This is a genomic window from Paenibacillus sp. V4I3 (assembly GCF_030817215.1).
GTDB lineage: Bacteria > Bacillota > Bacilli > Paenibacillales > NBRC-103111 > Paenibacillus_E.
In genome coordinates, this window is record NZ_JAUSZA010000001.1 from 7,213,873 (window position 1) to 7,230,273 (window position 16,401).

19 protein-coding genes and 1 riboswitch are annotated in these 16,401 nt (G+C 45.0%); of the genes, 6 read left to right on the forward strand and 13 right to left on the reverse strand.

Going from position 1 to position 16,401, the window contains the following annotated elements; translation table 11 throughout:
- Positions 1–52 precede the first annotated feature (52 nt).
- Both cbiQ and QFZ77_RS33040 read left to right on the forward strand, forming a co-directional pair.
- Entirely contained in the window at positions 53–802 is a 750-nt protein-coding gene (gene cbiQ / locus QFZ77_RS33035) for a cobalt ECF transporter T component CbiQ (protein WP_373462788.1), read from the forward strand.
- Positions 799–1,299 carry an energy-coupling factor ABC transporter ATP-binding protein gene (locus tag QFZ77_RS33040; protein ID WP_307446754.1) on the forward strand — a complete coding sequence of 167 codons (501 nt, stop codon included), beginning with the start codon at positions 799–801 and terminating at the stop codon, positions 1,297–1,299. The genes cbiQ and QFZ77_RS33040 overlap by 4 nt, the downstream gene beginning before the upstream one ends.
- 182 nt (positions 1,300–1,481) lie before the next feature.
- Here the strand turns inward: QFZ77_RS33040 and QFZ77_RS33045 are convergent, their stop codons facing one another.
- The 4 genes from QFZ77_RS33045 to QFZ77_RS33060 all read right to left on the reverse strand — a co-directional run bounded on the left by QFZ77_RS33045 (position 1,482) and on the right by QFZ77_RS33060 (position 3,041).
- Positions 1,482–1,853 (reverse strand): (2Fe-2S) ferredoxin domain-containing protein, encoded by a 372-nt coding sequence (locus tag QFZ77_RS33045; protein ID WP_307446757.1) that lies wholly within the window; start codon positions 1,851–1,853, stop codon positions 1,482–1,484.
- A 32-nt stretch (positions 1,854–1,885) separates the two neighbouring features.
- Positions 1,886–2,094: riboswitch (cobalamin riboswitch) on the reverse strand.
- 133 nt (positions 2,095–2,227) lie between these two features.
- Entirely contained in the window at positions 2,228–2,359 is a 132-nt protein-coding gene (locus QFZ77_RS33050) for a hypothetical protein (protein WP_307446760.1), read from the reverse strand.
- A 165-nt stretch (positions 2,360–2,524) separates the two neighbouring features.
- Entirely contained in the window at positions 2,525–2,638 is a 114-nt protein-coding gene (locus QFZ77_RS33055; protein ID WP_307446763.1) for a DUF4023 family protein, read from the reverse strand.
- 46 nt (positions 2,639–2,684) lie between these two features.
- Positions 2,685–3,041: a hypothetical protein gene (locus QFZ77_RS33060; protein WP_056836396.1), complete on the reverse strand. Its 357-nt coding sequence runs from the start codon at positions 3,039–3,041 to the stop codon at positions 2,685–2,687.
- A gap of 177 nt (positions 3,042–3,218) precedes the next feature.
- Between QFZ77_RS33060 and asnB the strand changes: the two genes are divergently transcribed.
- Positions 3,219–5,063: an asparagine synthase (glutamine-hydrolyzing) gene (gene asnB / locus QFZ77_RS33065; protein WP_307446766.1), complete on the forward strand. Its 1,845-nt coding sequence runs from the start codon at positions 3,219–3,221 to the stop codon at positions 5,061–5,063.
- Positions 5,064–5,116: 53 nt separating this feature from the next.
- On the opposite strand, the gene QFZ77_RS33070 is transcribed toward asnB, so the two are convergent.
- The 4 genes from QFZ77_RS33070 to QFZ77_RS33085 form a co-directional block, all read right to left on the reverse strand.
- Complete coding sequence (locus tag QFZ77_RS33070) at positions 5,117–5,764, reverse strand: XTP/dITP diphosphatase (RefSeq protein ID WP_307446769.1); 648 nt, start codon at positions 5,762–5,764, stop codon at positions 5,117–5,119.
- Complete coding sequence (gene rph / locus QFZ77_RS33075; RefSeq protein WP_171644825.1) at positions 5,748–6,506, reverse strand: ribonuclease PH; 759 nt, start codon at positions 6,504–6,506, stop codon at positions 5,748–5,750. The genes QFZ77_RS33070 and rph overlap by 17 nt, the downstream gene beginning before the upstream one ends.
- 197 nt (positions 6,507–6,703) lie before the next feature.
- Positions 6,704–7,066 (reverse strand): GerMN domain-containing protein, encoded by a 363-nt coding sequence (locus QFZ77_RS33080; RefSeq protein WP_307446773.1) that lies wholly within the window; start codon positions 7,064–7,066, stop codon positions 6,704–6,706.
- Complete coding sequence (locus QFZ77_RS33085) at positions 7,053–7,718, reverse strand: GerMN domain-containing protein (RefSeq protein ID WP_307446776.1); 666 nt, start codon at positions 7,716–7,718, stop codon at positions 7,053–7,055. The genes QFZ77_RS33080 and QFZ77_RS33085 overlap by 14 nt, the downstream gene beginning before the upstream one ends.
- 292 nt (positions 7,719–8,010) lie before the next feature.
- Between QFZ77_RS33085 and QFZ77_RS33090 the strand changes: the two genes are divergently transcribed.
- The gene (locus QFZ77_RS33090) at positions 8,011–8,973 is read left to right on the forward strand and encodes a phosphatidylglycerophosphatase A family protein (protein WP_171644827.1); all 963 of its coding nucleotides are present in this window, start codon (positions 8,011–8,013) and stop codon (positions 8,971–8,973) included.
- Positions 8,974–9,423: 450 nt separating this feature from the next.
- Here QFZ77_RS33090 and QFZ77_RS33095 read toward each other — a convergent pair whose 3' ends face one another.
- Genes QFZ77_RS33095 through QFZ77_RS33105 form a run of 3 tightly spaced genes read right to left on the reverse strand, consistent with a single transcriptional unit; the run spans position 9,424 to position 11,867 of the window.
- Positions 9,424–10,404, reverse strand: coding sequence for an MBL fold metallo-hydrolase (locus QFZ77_RS33095; protein ID WP_307446778.1), 981 nt, complete (start codon positions 10,402–10,404; stop codon positions 9,424–9,426).
- A 10-nt stretch (positions 10,405–10,414) separates the two neighbouring features.
- A complete protein-coding gene (locus tag QFZ77_RS33100; RefSeq protein ID WP_307446781.1) occupies positions 10,415–11,146 on the reverse strand; it encodes a class I SAM-dependent methyltransferase in 732 nt (243 codons plus the stop codon).
- Between the two features lie 19 nt (positions 11,147–11,165).
- Positions 11,166–11,867 (reverse strand): DUF6483 family protein, encoded by a 702-nt coding sequence (locus tag QFZ77_RS33105; protein WP_307446783.1) that lies wholly within the window; start codon positions 11,865–11,867, stop codon positions 11,166–11,168.
- Positions 11,868–12,061: 194 nt separating this feature from the next.
- Here QFZ77_RS33105 and QFZ77_RS33110 point away from each other — a divergent pair, with 194 nt between their 5' ends.
- Entirely contained in the window at positions 12,062–12,283 is a 222-nt protein-coding gene (locus QFZ77_RS33110) for a helix-turn-helix domain-containing protein (RefSeq protein ID WP_028556998.1), read from the forward strand.
- A 201-nt stretch (positions 12,284–12,484) separates the two neighbouring features.
- Positions 12,485–12,670: a hypothetical protein gene (locus tag QFZ77_RS33115; protein WP_307446793.1), complete on the forward strand. Its 186-nt coding sequence runs from the start codon at positions 12,485–12,487 to the stop codon at positions 12,668–12,670.
- A gap of 644 nt (positions 12,671–13,314) precedes the next feature.
- Here the strand turns inward: QFZ77_RS33115 and QFZ77_RS33120 are convergent.
- Together QFZ77_RS33120 and QFZ77_RS33125 are read right to left on the reverse strand one after the other, a co-directional pair.
- A complete protein-coding gene (locus tag QFZ77_RS33120) occupies positions 13,315–15,336 on the reverse strand; it encodes an S-layer homology domain-containing protein (RefSeq protein ID WP_307446796.1) in 2,022 nt (673 codons plus the stop codon).
- A gap of 162 nt (positions 15,337–15,498) precedes the next feature.
- Positions 15,499–16,275 carry a hypothetical protein gene (locus tag QFZ77_RS33125; RefSeq protein ID WP_307446801.1) on the reverse strand — a complete coding sequence of 259 codons (777 nt, stop codon included), beginning with the start codon at positions 16,273–16,275 and terminating at the stop codon, positions 15,499–15,501.
- Positions 16,276–16,401: the final 126 nt, after the last annotated feature.

The window sequence follows — 16,401 nt, forward strand, 5'->3', positions numbered from 1 at the left end:
GAAACGGATCAATTCACTCTCCTATAAAAATGCCTTACGCCCCCTATCACCGATGTGGAAGTGCGGTTTTGCAGTTACTATGCTGTTGTTTTCATATCTAACGCATCCAGCCGTCCAGATAGTGATCGCTATATGGATGGCCATATGGACGGTAGGCTACGCTCGTGTTCCATTCAAATATTATGTAACGATCATCGGTGCTGCATGTCTTTTTTTTGTAAGTAGTGTACCCGCATTAGTCGTAGAGATCCGTCCTCTGCAAGCCTTGCCGGATATTCATGTGGTGGCGGCTTTTGCATTCATGGACTGGAAGTTGTCCGTTACTTCAACAGGTCTTTTGCTAATTGGCAAATTATTCGTTCGTATTATAGCGAGCCTAAGCTGCGTGTCCTTAATAATGTTCAGCACTCCTTTTTCCGAATTGCTGCAAGTCTTACAAAAAGTTCGTGTTCCCAAGCTGGTTCTGGAAATTATGCTTATCATGTATCGGTTTCTGTTCATCCTATTTGAAATTGCTAATAACATGTATGTAGCTCAGCAATCAAGAGGCGGTCAAACCGGTTTCCAAAATAGACTAAAGGATACAGCCATTATTATTGTTCAAATGTTTATCAAAACGATGCAGCGGTATAAATCATTGTCAAATGGCCTTGTCTCCCGAGGTTTTACGGATGACATTCACATGGCGCCTTACCGAGCTAATCCTGTACCTTTTCGATATAAATTGGAAAGTTATGTAGGGTTCACGCTGCTGCTGCTGCTCGAAATTTGGCTGCGTTGGAATTGGAGGAGTATCCGATGAGCACGATTTTAGAAACCTTAGAAGTGAGTTTCAGCTATCCCGCTTCACAGACTATAGCTTTGAACAAGTTAAAGCTCCGCATCCCCGAGGGAAAATTAACGGCCATTTGTGGTCATAACTGTTCTGGAAAATCAACTTTATTTCTTCATGCTATTGGCATTCATTCACCTTCATCGGGTCAAGTTTTATGCGAGAACGAACCTTTGACTTACACTCGCAAAGAACTTAAACAATTACGTCAAGACATTGGACTTGTCTTTCAAGATTTGGAACAGCAGATCATTCTGAATACTCCTTATGAGGATGTCACCTACGGTCTGCGGAATGCTGCCATTCCTGAGCCTGAGATTACTCGCCGAGCAGAAGCTATTTTACGAACGATGGGACTCGAACACTTGGCACATACACCCATTCACCACTTGAGCCTCGGTCAAAAGAAACGAGTAGCCCAAGCCGGCGTGCTTGTGCTTGAACAAAAAGCTGCTACTTCTGGATGAACCAACGGCCTATCTGGATCGCATATCGGAACAACAGCTTGTCGAGGAACTTGACCGTATACATAGTCGTGGTATCACGTTAGTCATCTTTTGCATAAATGATAATCAACGACTCTACAATAAAGTTAAAACCCCATCCAGTTTGGATGGGGTTTTTGGTATTAGGACGGTATGTATGATAATTATTTATTACTTTGTATGCGGCTAATGCCCTTATTTCCTATGCCGGTTGGCACAAAACGTTCCTCAAAGCTATAAATCATATGTTCCTGGAGTGGTTTCCCCTCTAGTAAATGCTCTCTAACAAGCCTTCTCCCAGTCTCTGGTGTCATTTCCTTGTACCAAATCCCTTGCGGATACACCGTAACAACACCTGCGTCCTGACAGCGGCCATTACATCTAGTCCGAGTTGTATGTATAAGATGCTCGGCTCCGTGCTTCGAAATTTCATCTCGGATGGCTAGTGTTGTTTCATCTCCTGAATTTTTCAGGCAAGATCCCCCGTTACAGATAAGTACATGATGTTGGACTGTTGATAGATCCCACGTACTCATAAGAACACCTCCCTATCTCCCGTAGGCATATAACTGTGCTGCTGAAATAGGCAGGTCTCCTGGCTTCAGGATCTTCATCAAACGTCAGCCTTCCCAATCGGTCGATCAGTGGCATAGAGATAGAGACGTTGACTCCTCTGTTACAGTGGCGGGACCGCGTCGGCTTCTAACCGATCTTCCCTTTTAAGCTTACCCTGCGCTTGGAAAGCGGAACGTAAGCACCTATTTCGAATATGAAATTGTGTCCAAGTTTATTTAAATCTTTTAAACTTAAATCTCATCTTACCTCATAGTCTACTTACAAACAAGGAAAAAGCCCTACCAAATGGCAGGGGCTTCATCGAATGCTGTATTTACGAATTCAAATCACTCATTTAAACGGAAGGACGATTCGGTTGGTGATGTCCAGGCTCTGTTGAATCCAGATTGGCCTGTATGCGAGAAGATTGCTTCGAATGATCGATTGTGCTTTGAGTCCGCTGGTCCATACTTTTCTTTTTGCCCATAATGGATTAATCCTCCTGTAAATTGAAATAATGATCACTTGATTAGTATGGAGAAATATCGTATCAAATATGCTGTTTAAAATACCCATTAAAGCCGAAGGACGAAGGAAAAGCAAAAGCCTGTAAGGAGATCTCCTTACAGGCTCTTGATGGTGCCATTAGACTTTAGTGCTTCTTGTGCGGCAAATTACTGCCTGGCTGACCGTCACCTTGGGTCCTCAAATTCTTCGCGGCTTTCTTCTGCTTGTCGTGCAGCTTGCTAATGAAATGACTATCCATGAGCATTCGCCTCCTGAAGAAAGAATGGCACTACCTCTTTAGAATGTCACACAAGCTCTAAATTTAAACGCATGGCAAGATTAAGAATCGCGCCTCTTGCTTCTGCATCTGTTTTGACTTTTTCGTACAATTCCTCAAAATTAGTGCGGTTTTGAATAAATTCCGGTTCGGTTTTGATAGCCGTTTGTGTCCAGTTAATTAAGACATTCTCAGCTTGGGTAAGTTCATTGTAAGCACGATGCAAGCCTACACGCTCAATAATTTCTTCCATTTCTGCTTGCCCAACTTCTTTACCTTCCTCTTTTAATTCCGCAATTCGTTTATCCGCTTGGTTACTAATTTGCAGAAAATGCTCTCTTGAGGCCAGATAATCAATTTGTGCTTTGGAGTGTTTCTTTTTCATTGTCATCACCTTTGTCATTTAGTAAGTAAGAATTGGGTTTATTGTATCAGGCCTGTCAACAAAACACAAAATCCGTCCAGCGACTGCGCCCATCCACTTCTGGACAGACATTATATACCTTGAGTTTGCATACCTTTTATCATCATGCTCTCTTTATAAGGAAAGGAAGGAACGTCTATGTGCGGAATAACGGGTTGGATAGATTGGCGGAAAGACTTGACCGGGTACCCGTCCATTCTAGAAAATATGACGGAAACGCTCCATTTGCGTGGACCTGATGCTTCTGGTACTTGGATTTCACAGCATTGTGCCCTCGGCCATCGACGTCTTAGTGTAATGGATCCGGAAAACGGCGCTCAGCCTATGGTACGGAAACAAGGAGACTACACGTATACGATCGTATATAATGGCGAACTCTATAACGCACCTGAACTCAAAAAGGAGCTCGAACTTCGTGGACATCATTTCCGCACGACCTGTGATACAGAGGTGCTGCTTGTTGCCTTTATTGAGTGGGGGAGAGCTTGTGTAGATCGACTTAATGGCATTTTCGCTTTCGCGGCCTGGAATGATCAAGAACAATCTCTTTATTTGGTCAGAGATCGGCTTGGCGTAAAGCCGCTTTTTTATTCTCATCAAAATAGTGTGCTTCTATTCGGCTCTGAGCCGAAGGCCATACTCGCGCACCCCGACTTCCAAGCAGAGGTTGGTGCGGAAGGCTTGGCTGAAATCTTCGCAGTAGGTCCGGCTCGCACACCTGGTCAAGGGATTTATCGCAATATGTCAGAACTCAAACCAGGACAATGCGCTGTATTTGACCGCAACGGCTTATCCATTCGTACGTACTGGAAGCTCGAAAGCCACCAGCACTCCGACGATATCGCTGCTACTGCATTACAAGTTCAACAACTGCTCAGAGATACATCCCAGCGCCAACTTGTGTCTGATGTACCCATTTGTACTCTTCTATCGGGTGGTCTTGATTCTAGTGCGCTTACTGCACTTGCCTCTGCTCATTACAAGGAAAGCGGGCAAGGCGCTCTGCATACTTTTTCCGTTGATTACAAAGATAATGACAAACATTTTAAAGCAAACATATTTCAGCCAAATTCAGATGCACCTTGGATTAAACGGATGACAGAGCATCTAGGAACTGAGCATCACTATATTGAATTCGACACACCCGAGCTTGTGGAATCTCTGAAAACAGCGGTATTTGCCCGTGATACGCCAGGGATGGCTGATGTTGATGGGTCTCTTTATTTATTTTGCCGTGAGATCAAAAAAGAAGCGACGGTTGCCATTTCCGGGGAAGCAGCTGACGAAATATTCGGTGGATATCCTTGGTTCCACAACGAAGAAGCTTTGGCTGCGGGTACGTTCCCTTGGTCTTTAAAACTGAACAATCGCATCGACCTGCTGGCTCCCGATCTTGTGGATTGGATCAAACCAGTCGAGTATGTCAACAATCGATATCAGCAAGCACTCAGCGAAGTGCCGCGGTTAGCTGGGGAAACACAGCAGCAAAACCGTATGCGAGAAATGTCTTACTTAAACATTACTCGGTTCATGCCTACACTTCTGGATCGAAAGGATCGTATGAGTATGGCCGTCGGACTTGAAGTTCGCGTCCCTTTCTGCGATCACCGTCTTGTCGAGTATGTTTGGAATATTCCCTGGGAAATCAAAACATCGGGTGATCGGGAGAAAGGCATTTTGCGCAAAGCGCTCAAAGGTGTTCTTCCTGAGGATGTGCTAACTCGCAAGAAAAGTCCTTATCCAAAGACACACAATCCTAATTACTTGGCAGCTGTGAGAAAATGGGTGTTGGAAATTCTTGATGACCCCAGCTCACCCTTGCTCCCCTTCATTGATGTTAAAAAAATCCGTGCACTCGCCAGCTCAGAGACGAATGATTTCGATCTCCCATGGTTTGGTCAGTTGATGACAGGTCCTCAACTATTCGCCTATTTGGCGCAAGTAGATACTTGGTTACGTTCCTATAAAATTTCCATCCGATAAATCAAAAAAGCCTGCTACCCACCGATGAAGTGGAAGCAGGTTTCTTCATGAAATTAGCCGTTCTGATCAGGAAGTCTATCCAAAAACATGCGCAAAGCTTTGGCTCGATGGCTCATCTCATTCTTCTCTTCCATCGTTAATTCAGCCATCGTTCTCCCAAGAGCAGGGATATAAAATAACGGATCATAGCCGAAGCCGCTTTCGCCACGTTCTTCGCCAATGATGTAACCACGGCAAGAGTCCTCCGCTTCAATCACTTCATTCGCTACAGGATCGATGAGGGTAAGCGCACAGACAAAGGAAGCTTCACTAAGAAGCTTGGGGTGCTCTGCGTCGGCAGGCAATCCGTCTACTGAACCTACCTCGCTCAATGCTTGCAGCAGCTTAGCATTATTGTCTGCATCCGTAGCATTCTCTCCAGCGTACCTGGCTGAATAAACACCCGGTTCACCGTTCAAAACCGCCACACACAAACCTGAATCATCGGCAAGAACCGGCACATGGAGGTGTGCCGAAATAATCTGTGCTTTAATCCGTGCATTTTCTGCAAACGTCGTTCCGCTCTCCACGATTTCCGGAAGATCCGTGTAATCCGTTAAGCAGCGAACTTTGTAGCCTTTTGCTCCAAAAAGCTTTTCAAACTCTTTTACTTTTCCTTCGTTACGCGTCGCAATGACGACGAAATTACTTTGTAGCAGCATGATGTACACCTCGAATGCGATCAGCGATCGGGCCTAATACTTTGGACTGCTCTTCAATCATCGTATGGATGCCTGTTTCAGCAAGAGCGAGCAATTCATCGAGTTCCTTACGGGAAAAAGGAGCATCCTCGCCCGTTCCTTGGATTTCTACGAATTGCCCCTGCCCCGTCATCACGACGTTCATATCTACTTTAGCATGTGAATCTTCTTCATAATTCAGATCCAGCCGTGGTGTTTGGCCAATAACACCAACACTCACAGAAGCCAGAAAGTCGTTAATCGGGAATTTAGCTAATTTTTTGTCAGTCGCCAGCTTATCGATGGCAAATGCCATAGCAACAAAAGCGCCGGTAATTGACGTAGTACGAGTACCGCCATCCGCTTGAATAACGTCGCAATCCAGTGTGATGGATCTTTCGCCTAATGCTTCCAAATTCACCACGGAACGAAGCGCACGGCCAATAAGACGCTGAATCTCCATCGTACGTCCACCAAGCTTACCTTTGGCAGCTTCACGCTGATTTCTAACCTGCGTAGCACGAGGCAGCATTGAATATTCGGCTGTAACCCATCCTTTCCCTTGACCCTTCATAAAAGGTGGGACGCGCTCTTCAATCGTCGCTGTACAAATCACTTTGGTATCCCCGACCTCAATAAGCACCGAGCCTTCCGCGTGTTTTATATAATGAGGGGTTATTTTCATAGGTCGCAGTTCTTGATTCGTTCTTCCGCCAATTCTCATAAATGTTGTTCTCCTCCTGTTGCTTCCATCAGAAGCTTTGTTCCTACGCCCCATTGTAACAAAGTAGCCAGCGAAAAGCATCCCAAGCCAAAAACAATGATGCGGAACATTGATTATAATGCTGAGAAAACCCCTATGCAAGCGCCTTGTTGAAGACAGCGTTTTTGCATAGAGGTCGTTAGAACCGGGCAAGCTTCTTAAAGCTTAGCCGGATTAATATGAGCTGTTTTAGTTACAGGCTTCACAGCGCCATCCACTTTAATTTGGACTTGTTTAAAGCTTGTATTCTCGGTCAATGAAAGAATAACGGACTGCATAGCCTCAGCGGATGCCTTCTGATCGGCACCAAGGAATTTATTGGAGAAGTCAACCGTTATAACGCCATCCGCCGGCTTAATGCTCTTCACTTCCGTTGTAGCATTCAGAACAGCAGCCAGACCCTTCTTCTGATCAGGCCCTTTGATCAACTGTTCGACAACCGCTTTCGCAACATCATCCGTCCTTTTGACGAGCCTTGTAACAGGTACATAATATTTGTAATTTTGATCATTTTGATTCAAGAAATAGAGTGTAACCGGTGTGGATTGACCAAATTTCAGCGTCCTCAGCCTTCTCAATGTTGATCCCCATAGAGCGTGCAAGAGGAGTATCCAGCGGTGTCTTCCCTTTCGGCATCTCCTTCAGATCTTTCCCATCTACACGCAGCTGCACTTTCTCTACGGTTGGGAAGCTCGTCAGGTTCCAAGTGATAGCCTCCAAAATCTTTCTCTCATTCGGCCCATCATAATTGAGGAACTCCTTAGAGAAATCAACAATGGCACGCTTGTCTGAAGTAACATTCAAGCTTACGACTTTCGTACCTTTAGGCAACAGAGCTTGGAAACCAGATGGAAGCAAACTTGCAACTGGTCCTCCGTCCACCATGTACTCGAGAGTCGTTTTGGCGACAGACACCGTCTTTGGTAATCCAAGACTAAGTGGAGCTACGAAGCCTTTTGCATCTTTTACATATACCGTCATCTGTGATGAATTGTCTTCGATCATATCGATCGTAACGGCTGCTGATGTCGTCTTCGCGTCAGCTTCCGCACCCGTTGTCGGAGGTGCATCGATGTCACTTTTCTTCCCAGTGCCAAGAACCGAACATCCCGTGGTCAGCAAGGCAATTACCCCCGCGATAGCGGCTGAACGAATCCAATGTTGATGTTTCATTAGCTTATTTCCTCCTCCAAGTTTTTGCAGAAGCTTGCTCAAGAAGCATCTGCCCTGTATTTTCTTTGCATGGCCTGTACACTGCTTTTTCGTATTATTATGTATACGAGGCTTTGTCCGATTTATAACTACTTTTTGTCCCAATTTGAAAAAAAGTCATGCACCTGGATTTAAACCCTGCGCCCGTTGGACATAGCAACAAGTAAAATCTTGGGAGTTAACTTCCTTCGGCATCTTTTAAAGATATGCTATACTCAAAAATAAAGAATTGACCTAATTTGGAGGCGCTTCAATGAGAACATTCCTTAAAGAAAAAGCAAACATTTTCAACGAATTCCGTGAAGAGGTTTTCAGTCACTATTCCCAAGCCGTCATCGAAGAAGCCGTTGCTCGCTTACTCGTCGAAATCAAAGGAATTAAGAAAATTCCCTATGAAACGATCACAACGACTCTACTTGGTGTATTAAGTAAAACAGAAACCTATAACGTTATGTCCACGCTCATGGAGCTCCAAAAGAAGGTCAAACATGATTCCGAGCTTCTAGCTAGCATGAAGGACCCAGCCTATAATGTTCATCGCACCATTGCTATGTCCATCTGCGGACTATATGGCAGCGGGGCGATTTCTCTTTTTGGATTTATGGATTGTAAATTCCGTTTCTTCTTTCCGACCAAACGTCCTAAATCTTTTATTTCCAAAGGGATCTGTGCCATTGTTGCATCAACTGCAAGTTCAATCATTTCTGAAAATGTGAAAGAGGACTATACAGCGCGTAACCTGGCTCTGTTCGAGTCGAGAGGCGTGGCTTTGGAGGATATGGTGGATATTCTGGATCAGCTTCAACGCCCCTACAATCCGGATATGGAGCGCAGCCTTTGTGAAGAGCATGTGCTTGCCGTATTACGAAAACAACAAACGTTCCACGCCCTTCAATTGGCGATCAAAATTGATACAGCCGTCGAAGCAGGAGAATTCAACCCCCAATATAATCATATTGTCGGACAAGACGAAGGGCTTTTTGGGGTTGATGAAAGTATAGCAACAGCTGTCCCACTCATGTATGGGACCATTGCACTCACGAATTTCGGATACCTTGACAAAGAGAAAATCGGGATTATTAAAGACCTCGATAGCGATCATTCCGAGGGAAAATGCAATACATTTATCGATGATATGGTATGTGGAATCGTAGCTGCCGCCTGTGGCCGTTTGGCGCATAATAATATTCCTACCTATAGTAAGCCTTTGAAGTGAGTAAAATGCTTTATTGAAGAGTTGCCGTAGAGTGGTGAGTTGTTGGGAGAATTGAATTTAGTTTTGTAAGGAATCGAGCGACGGGCTTCAGCAATAGCCAAGGATACTGACTAGTGTTAGTCGGAACTCTATTAACGGAACGTGAAAGCCTTATTTGCCGTAAAACGCCTATTTTTATGAGTAAGAGGAACGAGGATTCGCTAATTCACTGTTTTTCATCCGAACAGCCTAATTTTCTTGGAAATAGCGTCCTCTAGTTCCGTTAGCCATCGAGATACGTAGAATTTCCTAAAAATAGCGGATTCTGGTTCCGCTAGAATAGAAATACGTGCGTTTCTCCAAATATAACGGATGCTAGTTCCCCAAAATGTAGTGGACTGGACGATGCACTTCCCCTGAAAGTAATAAAGCCTCCAACCACTAAATCTGTGGTTGGAGGCTTTTCGGCTGCTACTTCGATATCGCGATATATTGAATGAGCTCCGCGGTTGGGTCTACCTGCTGGATCCGGCCTTCTACTTCTAACAGGATGAGGTGAGCGATCGTCTCCGACAGCGCGAACCTCATCTGATGTATGCTCAGCCGGTCGCCGAACGTCGCCCGGCACACCTCATAAGCGCTAAGCGGCGCGCTTAGCTGCCCCTCCATGAGCGCAAGCCGCTCATGATGATGGCGCACAAGCTCCTCTGCGCGTGCGCCAAAGCCGGACCATGGCTCCCGGTGCCCCGGGTAAGCCATCTTCACAGGCAGCCTGCCAATCTCCTGCAGGCTGCTGAGGTACGCGCCGAGCGGGTTTTCTTCCACCTGCGGGAGGAAGGAAACGTTCGGCGATATTTGCGGCAGCACATGGTCGCCGCAAAAGATCACCTCCGCCGCGGCGTCATAGAAGCACAGATGACCCGCGGCATGGCCGGGGGTATCGATGGCTTCGTACACGCGGTCCCCGAGGCGCACAGGCCCTTCACGCAGCACCGTCGTCATCAGTGGCTGCGGCGACACCAGCGAGACGAAGCTCACCATGTGCTTCGTCATCTCGATCAGCCCGGCTTCCGGGAAGCCGTGCCGGGCAAAGAGCGTCAGGAGCAGCGCCGACATCGGCTGCTCCGGGCCCCACAGGAGCTGCACCTGCGCTAGTCCGGTCTCCGAGAGGAGAACCGGCGCGCCCGTGCGCTCCTGGAACCAACCTGCCATCCCATAGTGGTCAGGATGGTGGTGGGTGAGCACGATCTGTTCCACGTGCTTGAAACCGATCCCGCGCTCCTGCAGCACCTGCTCCCAGAGCGCTTCCGCATCCGGGGTATGAAGCCCCGGATCAATCACGGTATACCCGTCGCTACCTCGAACGAGGTAAGCATTCACCCACCGCAGAGGAAAGGGCAGCGGAACTTTCACTTGCGTGATCTCATCCGTATGTTCAGTCACGATGTTCATCTCCGAGTACTCATCCTTCCTTATGCCCCACAAAAATTAACCGGCTAGATGCTTCAGCATCATAAGCCTGTCCATCATATTCACCGTATACATGGTCAATATGTAAACCAGTTTTTAACAGCATAGCTTCAAACGCCGTTCGATCATACAACTTAACCTGCTCCAGATAATGCCGATCAGCCGTACCCTTTTGCGAAATCACAATCCGTTTACGCACACAACCATCTTCAATGGTTCTTGCTTCACGAATCAATAGATCTTCTTCCGTTCGCTCCGATTGAGGAACGAGATTCGACTGAACGTAAACCGGATTCAAGAAATCGATGATGAAACGGCCGCCCTCTTTTAGAAGCCGATGAATTTCATGAAGCACCTTCTCATTTTGTTCATCCTCATCAAAATAGCCAAACGAAGTAAACAAATTCACGACAGCATCGTATTGCCGGTCGAGAGGTACCTCACGCATATCTCCGCGCAGCCATGTTACTTGCTTTCCTTCATCTAGCTTAACCGCCTCATTCAAAAGCACCTCGGACAAATCCACGCCCGTTACATCGTAACCGAACTCAGCCAGCGCCATCGAGTGGCGGCCCATCCCGCAGCATAAATCAAGCACTTCGGCCCCTTGCTTCAGTCCCAACCAATCAATCATCTTCTTCACTTCATGGTAAGCACCTTGCAAATCTCTGTGTTTATAAACAATTAAATAATCATTCCCAAAACTTTCCTGATACCAAGCCATTTCTTCACACCTTCAATTTCTACGATTTATACAGGTTAGGAATATCAAATGATTGCAATTTTTGCTTCACAATACGCAAACCATCGAACACTTCTTCTTTGCTAAAATTGCCTGCTTGCAGGAGTTCTTCTTCCATATCCATTAATTTCTCGTAAAAGATTACACCTTGTTCGAGTATTACGGATCGGCCCGGATGGTCTTCCATATAGTGGAATAAAACATCCTCTACTTTGGCGTAATTGCCCTGTTTTTCATAATGCGCGAAAAGAAGCCTCTTGATCTCCTCCGGGATGATCCATCCTTGAAGACGTTCCAAGCTCTGATTCAAACGGGACTTGATCTCATCGTTCACTTCATCCATAGGTTCAACTTCGGATGAGAGCGAAAGGTGAAGCAGCAAATCAACGGATTTCAGATAAGCATGATAAGCTTCATCAGTCTGGTCATGCCGCTGAAGCAGGTCACCTTGTCCTACAAACATATCGCTAAGCACCAGTGCTTTGGCGGTATCCAAGCTGCCATGATAGGACAATAATTCAAGGATATCCTTACTCGATAATGCTTGCAAAGAGCGAATATTCAACCCCAATAGATGGCGACTTGCTTCATCCAGCTGCTGCTGGGCATCTTCTAAAGGGATGTGTTCCTTATTAAAAAGTATGCGATGCAGCACCACGGTCATTTGCTCAATCTGCCGCATAAAATAATCACGCTTGAACATCTTTTGAGCCTCCTTTGTTCAAAGAAATGCTTCATTTTAGCTTACCACGCCTCGGAAAGAAACTCAAAAGCGGATATCGCCTATTTTTAAGCATATACCGCACCATTGACAACAGCCCTTCATAAACTAATTTTGACTGTATCCCTAAACCTTGTATTTCCCAATACCCGAGCAAGGAGGGGTGACACACATCCATGGGCAGCGACCACAAAAACAAATTTCTACTTACTAACCGCGAAAGAGAAGTATTCGAACTCTTAGTACAAGACAAAACCACGAAAGATATCGCGCAGCAGCTTTTCATAAGCGAAAAGACTGTGAGAAATCACATTTCTAACGTCATGCAAAAGCTGAACGTAAAGGGTCGTTCACAAGCGGTTGTAGAACTGATCAAGCTTGGGGAATTAAAGATCTGATTCCATCAGCAGAGGGATCCATGTAAGCCTTTGAGCCTCCTTATGGAGGATTCAAGGGCTTTTATGTTTGGCAGAATGGTTAAAAGCCATATATAGCACCAAATATTGAAATTTTTGTTAACCCGACATTTCGACAACAAGTGACTTCAAGCATGTACTATGATACATATACAATTCACTCTAAGGAGGTAATTATGCTAAATGGTTGAAGCAACCAATGATCAAAAAAACATTTTTTCACTTTCAACGCTTTTGAACATAGATCCCAAAATTCTGCTTAGACTCTGTAATTATATTGAATCTAGAGGATATTTCTTTACGAAAACAGAAGAAGGTACCCTTCAATTTAATGATAGAGATATCGCTGTTATCTTAGCCCATTATTGAAGGGCTTTTTTCGTTGTGCTTCCATGTAAAAAGAATATCGTAATCTTAATAGTCCTTCTTAAGGGCCAATTAGTTTCGCAATATATAGATTGAACATTCCAATCTAATAAAACTTATAGCACGAGCTGAAGCTCGTCGACAGAGTCTGAGAAGCCGGAAATCGGCTTCTCGGCAGACTGTCTCGCGCGTCCATGCAGATTAAGCTCGGAAAACGCGCTTAATCTGGAGCGCCCGAACAATTAAGCGCGAAAACCGCGCTTAGAGTGAGAGCTCTGCGAGCCGAAGCCCGCCCACAGAGTCCGAGAAGCCCGAAATCGACTTCTCAGCAGATCATCCTGCGCGTCCATGCTGATTAAGCTCGGAAAACGCGCTTAATCTGGTTCGCCCGAACAATTAAGCGCGAAAACCGCGCTTAGAGTGAGAGCTCTGCGGAGCCGAAGCCCGCCCACAGAGTCGAGAAGCCGGAAATTGACTTCTCGGCAGACCGTCTCGCGTGCCCTTGCTGATTAAGCTCGGAAAACGAGCTTAATCAGGTGCGCCTGAATAAATAAGGGGTAAGCTTTGCTTACCCCAAACCCAAAACATTAAATTCTTATATGTTAAAAAAAGAAGCCCCATTATGATGTGGGCTTCTTTTGTGCATATTATTTGATCGTAATGGAGGTTACGAGCCTATTAACACCTTTAAGCTGTATTAGATTCCCTTCCTTAAATAAGGCCAAGTTGCCGGAAAGCGTGACACCTGAGGATACCTGATAGATCGTTGTTTGTTCCCTACCATTAATGGTTTGAGTGATGGAAATCGTTGCAAGTTCACCTTGGGCATTGAGGGTAGTTCCTTTTAACTTTCCTAAAAGCTCAAATGGTAAATTCGCATCGATCATTTTGGTCACTTCAATGTAAATGACTTTATTATCAGAGGTGCGAATATCAACTTCATCGCCTACTTTTAAATCAACAGCTCTGACCTTCACGCCATTTCGATAGACAACGACATCCGGATGAAGTGTGAATACGGTTGTAACTCCCGACTTCGTGAGTTTCAGTTCATTGTTGCTCACCAGAGAGCTTACCGTACCGTTGTTTGTAATGGGTTGAACCATTTTGGTCACTTCAATATAAATGACTTTATTTTCGGTCGTGCGAATATTGACTTCGTCTCCAACTTTCAGATCTGATGCATTGACTTTCAACCCATTGCGATAGACGATAACATCCGCGTGAAGTGTTAACTCAAATGTAACACCTGACTTCTGCAGCTTAAGCACGTTATTGCTAACAACTGCGCTAACTGTACCGCTATTTGTAATGGCTTGTGCCGTTTGTGTTACTTCAATGAAAATGACTTTATTGTCGGATGTGCGAACATTCACCTCATCGCCAACCAGCAGGGAGGAAGCATTGACTTTCACGCCATTCCGATAAATGACCACATCTGGGTGTAGGGTGTATGAAGTTGTAACTCCCGATTTCGTAAGCTTCAGCACATTGTTACTAACGGTCGCGCTAACTGTTCCGCTGCTTGAAATAGGTACAATCGATTTGGTGACTTCGATGTAGATGACCTTATTATCCGAAGTGCGAATGTTAACTTCGTCACCAACTTTTAGGTCATACGCACTCACTTTAATGCCGTTACGATAAACGACGACATCCGGATGAAGCGGTAGTGTAGAGGTAGCTCCAGATTTGGTTAGCGTCAATGTATTATTCGTAACTGCCGCACTTACAGTGCCGCTGTAGATAATCGATTGCACGGCATTGGTCACTTCGATGAATACAATTTGACCATTAAATGTGCGTACTTTCACTACGTCCCCAACTTGCAAAGCAGATGCGTTTACTTTGGCCCCGTTCCGATAAATGAAAACGTCTGGATGCAGCGGATAGGTTGATGTTGTGCCTGAACTCGTGATACTAAGCGTATTGTTGGTAACAACCCTGCTTACAGTTCCATTCATCGTGTTATTCCCTTGGTCTGGCAATTGACCGCCCGTACGATCAAGCAAAGCTGCGAGCTGAGCCCGTGTTACCGGTTGATTAGGCCTAAACGTGTTGTCTTCGAAACCATCGACCAAACCTTTCTCGATGGCAACCGCTACATAACCCACAGCGCCAGCAGGAATTTGTTTCGCATCTTTAAATGGCAGCGTCGTGTTCATTTTCGCCTTCGCCTGAGCATCCAACTTCAACGCTTTAACTAAAAGTGTCGTCGCCCAAAGCCGGTCACCTTCCTTTTGAGGCTGAACCATGTCGTCATTTTCCGAAAACAAATCATTTTCTAATGCTACAGCTACATAACCGACAGCCCAAGAAGGAACTTTATCCGCATCTTTAAAATTCAGATGAGTGCTCATTTCTGCTGATGATTCTGCTTGGCTGCGAAGTCCCATCAGACGAACGGCAGCCGTAATCGCTTCAATGCGGGAAACCGTATTATGAGGTTTAAAGGTACCATCCTCGTACCCTTCAAACACACGCTTCGATGCTAAGCTCGCGATATAGCGTATTGCCCATTCTGCCGTTTGCAAATCGTCAAAGGTAAGATGAATCTCAACCTTACTGTCATCTTTTTTATTTCCATTGTCTTTGGCTAGAACGGCTGTGCCGCTTCCCATGATCATAATGAAAGCAAGACCTGTCGCGATTATTTTTTTGAACGTCACGCTTTTACACACTCTCCTTTTTCACTTGAATTCTATATGTATCAGAAGAATTCGTTTGAATGGTTATTTTTAGGAGGGTGCGCTTTTATTTTCCAACATTTTTTCTTTATCAAAAGAAACAGGATAAAGAAGCCCCCCCCCGAGAAAAGAAGTGCTTAGGCATTATTTTTTTATTATCTTACTTAGATCATTGTTAATCTGATTGAAAATAAGGCGGTGAATATGAGCATCATCGTCAATCGTAACATGTGAAGCACGAAGGCGAACTCGGCCTTGACCTAAACAATTCACCGTTCTTATTGTCCCACCAGCAGTTCGCAGAAACTCTACAGGTTTACGTACCGCTCCCGGGACGTCTTGAAAACCACAGGAAATCCCATTTACTAGAGGCGTGCACGGTCTAGTCTTATCAAGACACATGCTAGGGATACTGATGCCATTATCTTGAAACCAATTCGTAATTACGCTCCCTCGGGGCACATCCCTAGGTTTCATCAAAGTATTACTAATACCAAATACAGGATCAACGAGTCCTATAAAATTTGGAGTTTTATTTGTTACTTTCGATAATCTACAAGCGGCCCAACCACCAAAGGAATGACCAATGATAGCCAAATAGCTTGGGTTCGAATTTCTTCTATTGATTTCCCAAATCAGATCGTTAACCAAAGGAAAAAACAGAGGATCATTACTATGATTGATATTCCAACTTCTATGAAATATGTTATCAGGATTAACTCCATAAGCTGATCTAAGCCTGTTTCTCAATGTATCCCGTAATCTGGTCATACCATTTTTAGTACCACCACGAAAACCACTAATGCAGACGATAATTACATCATTATTAGGGACTGGGAATTTCCTTGCAGCAGCGACTCGTGGATTTAGTAACGGCTTCCTTACACCCATGCGCCTTCGTCTAGCGATTAATTTTTTCAAAGAGCTTGCACCCCCCTTAATAATTGGATGCTGTATAATATGGGACATCCAAAAAGGGGGAACGGGGTACATGCGGAAAATACGTATGAAAAACAGAGGTCCATTGCTATTCATAACTGTCATATT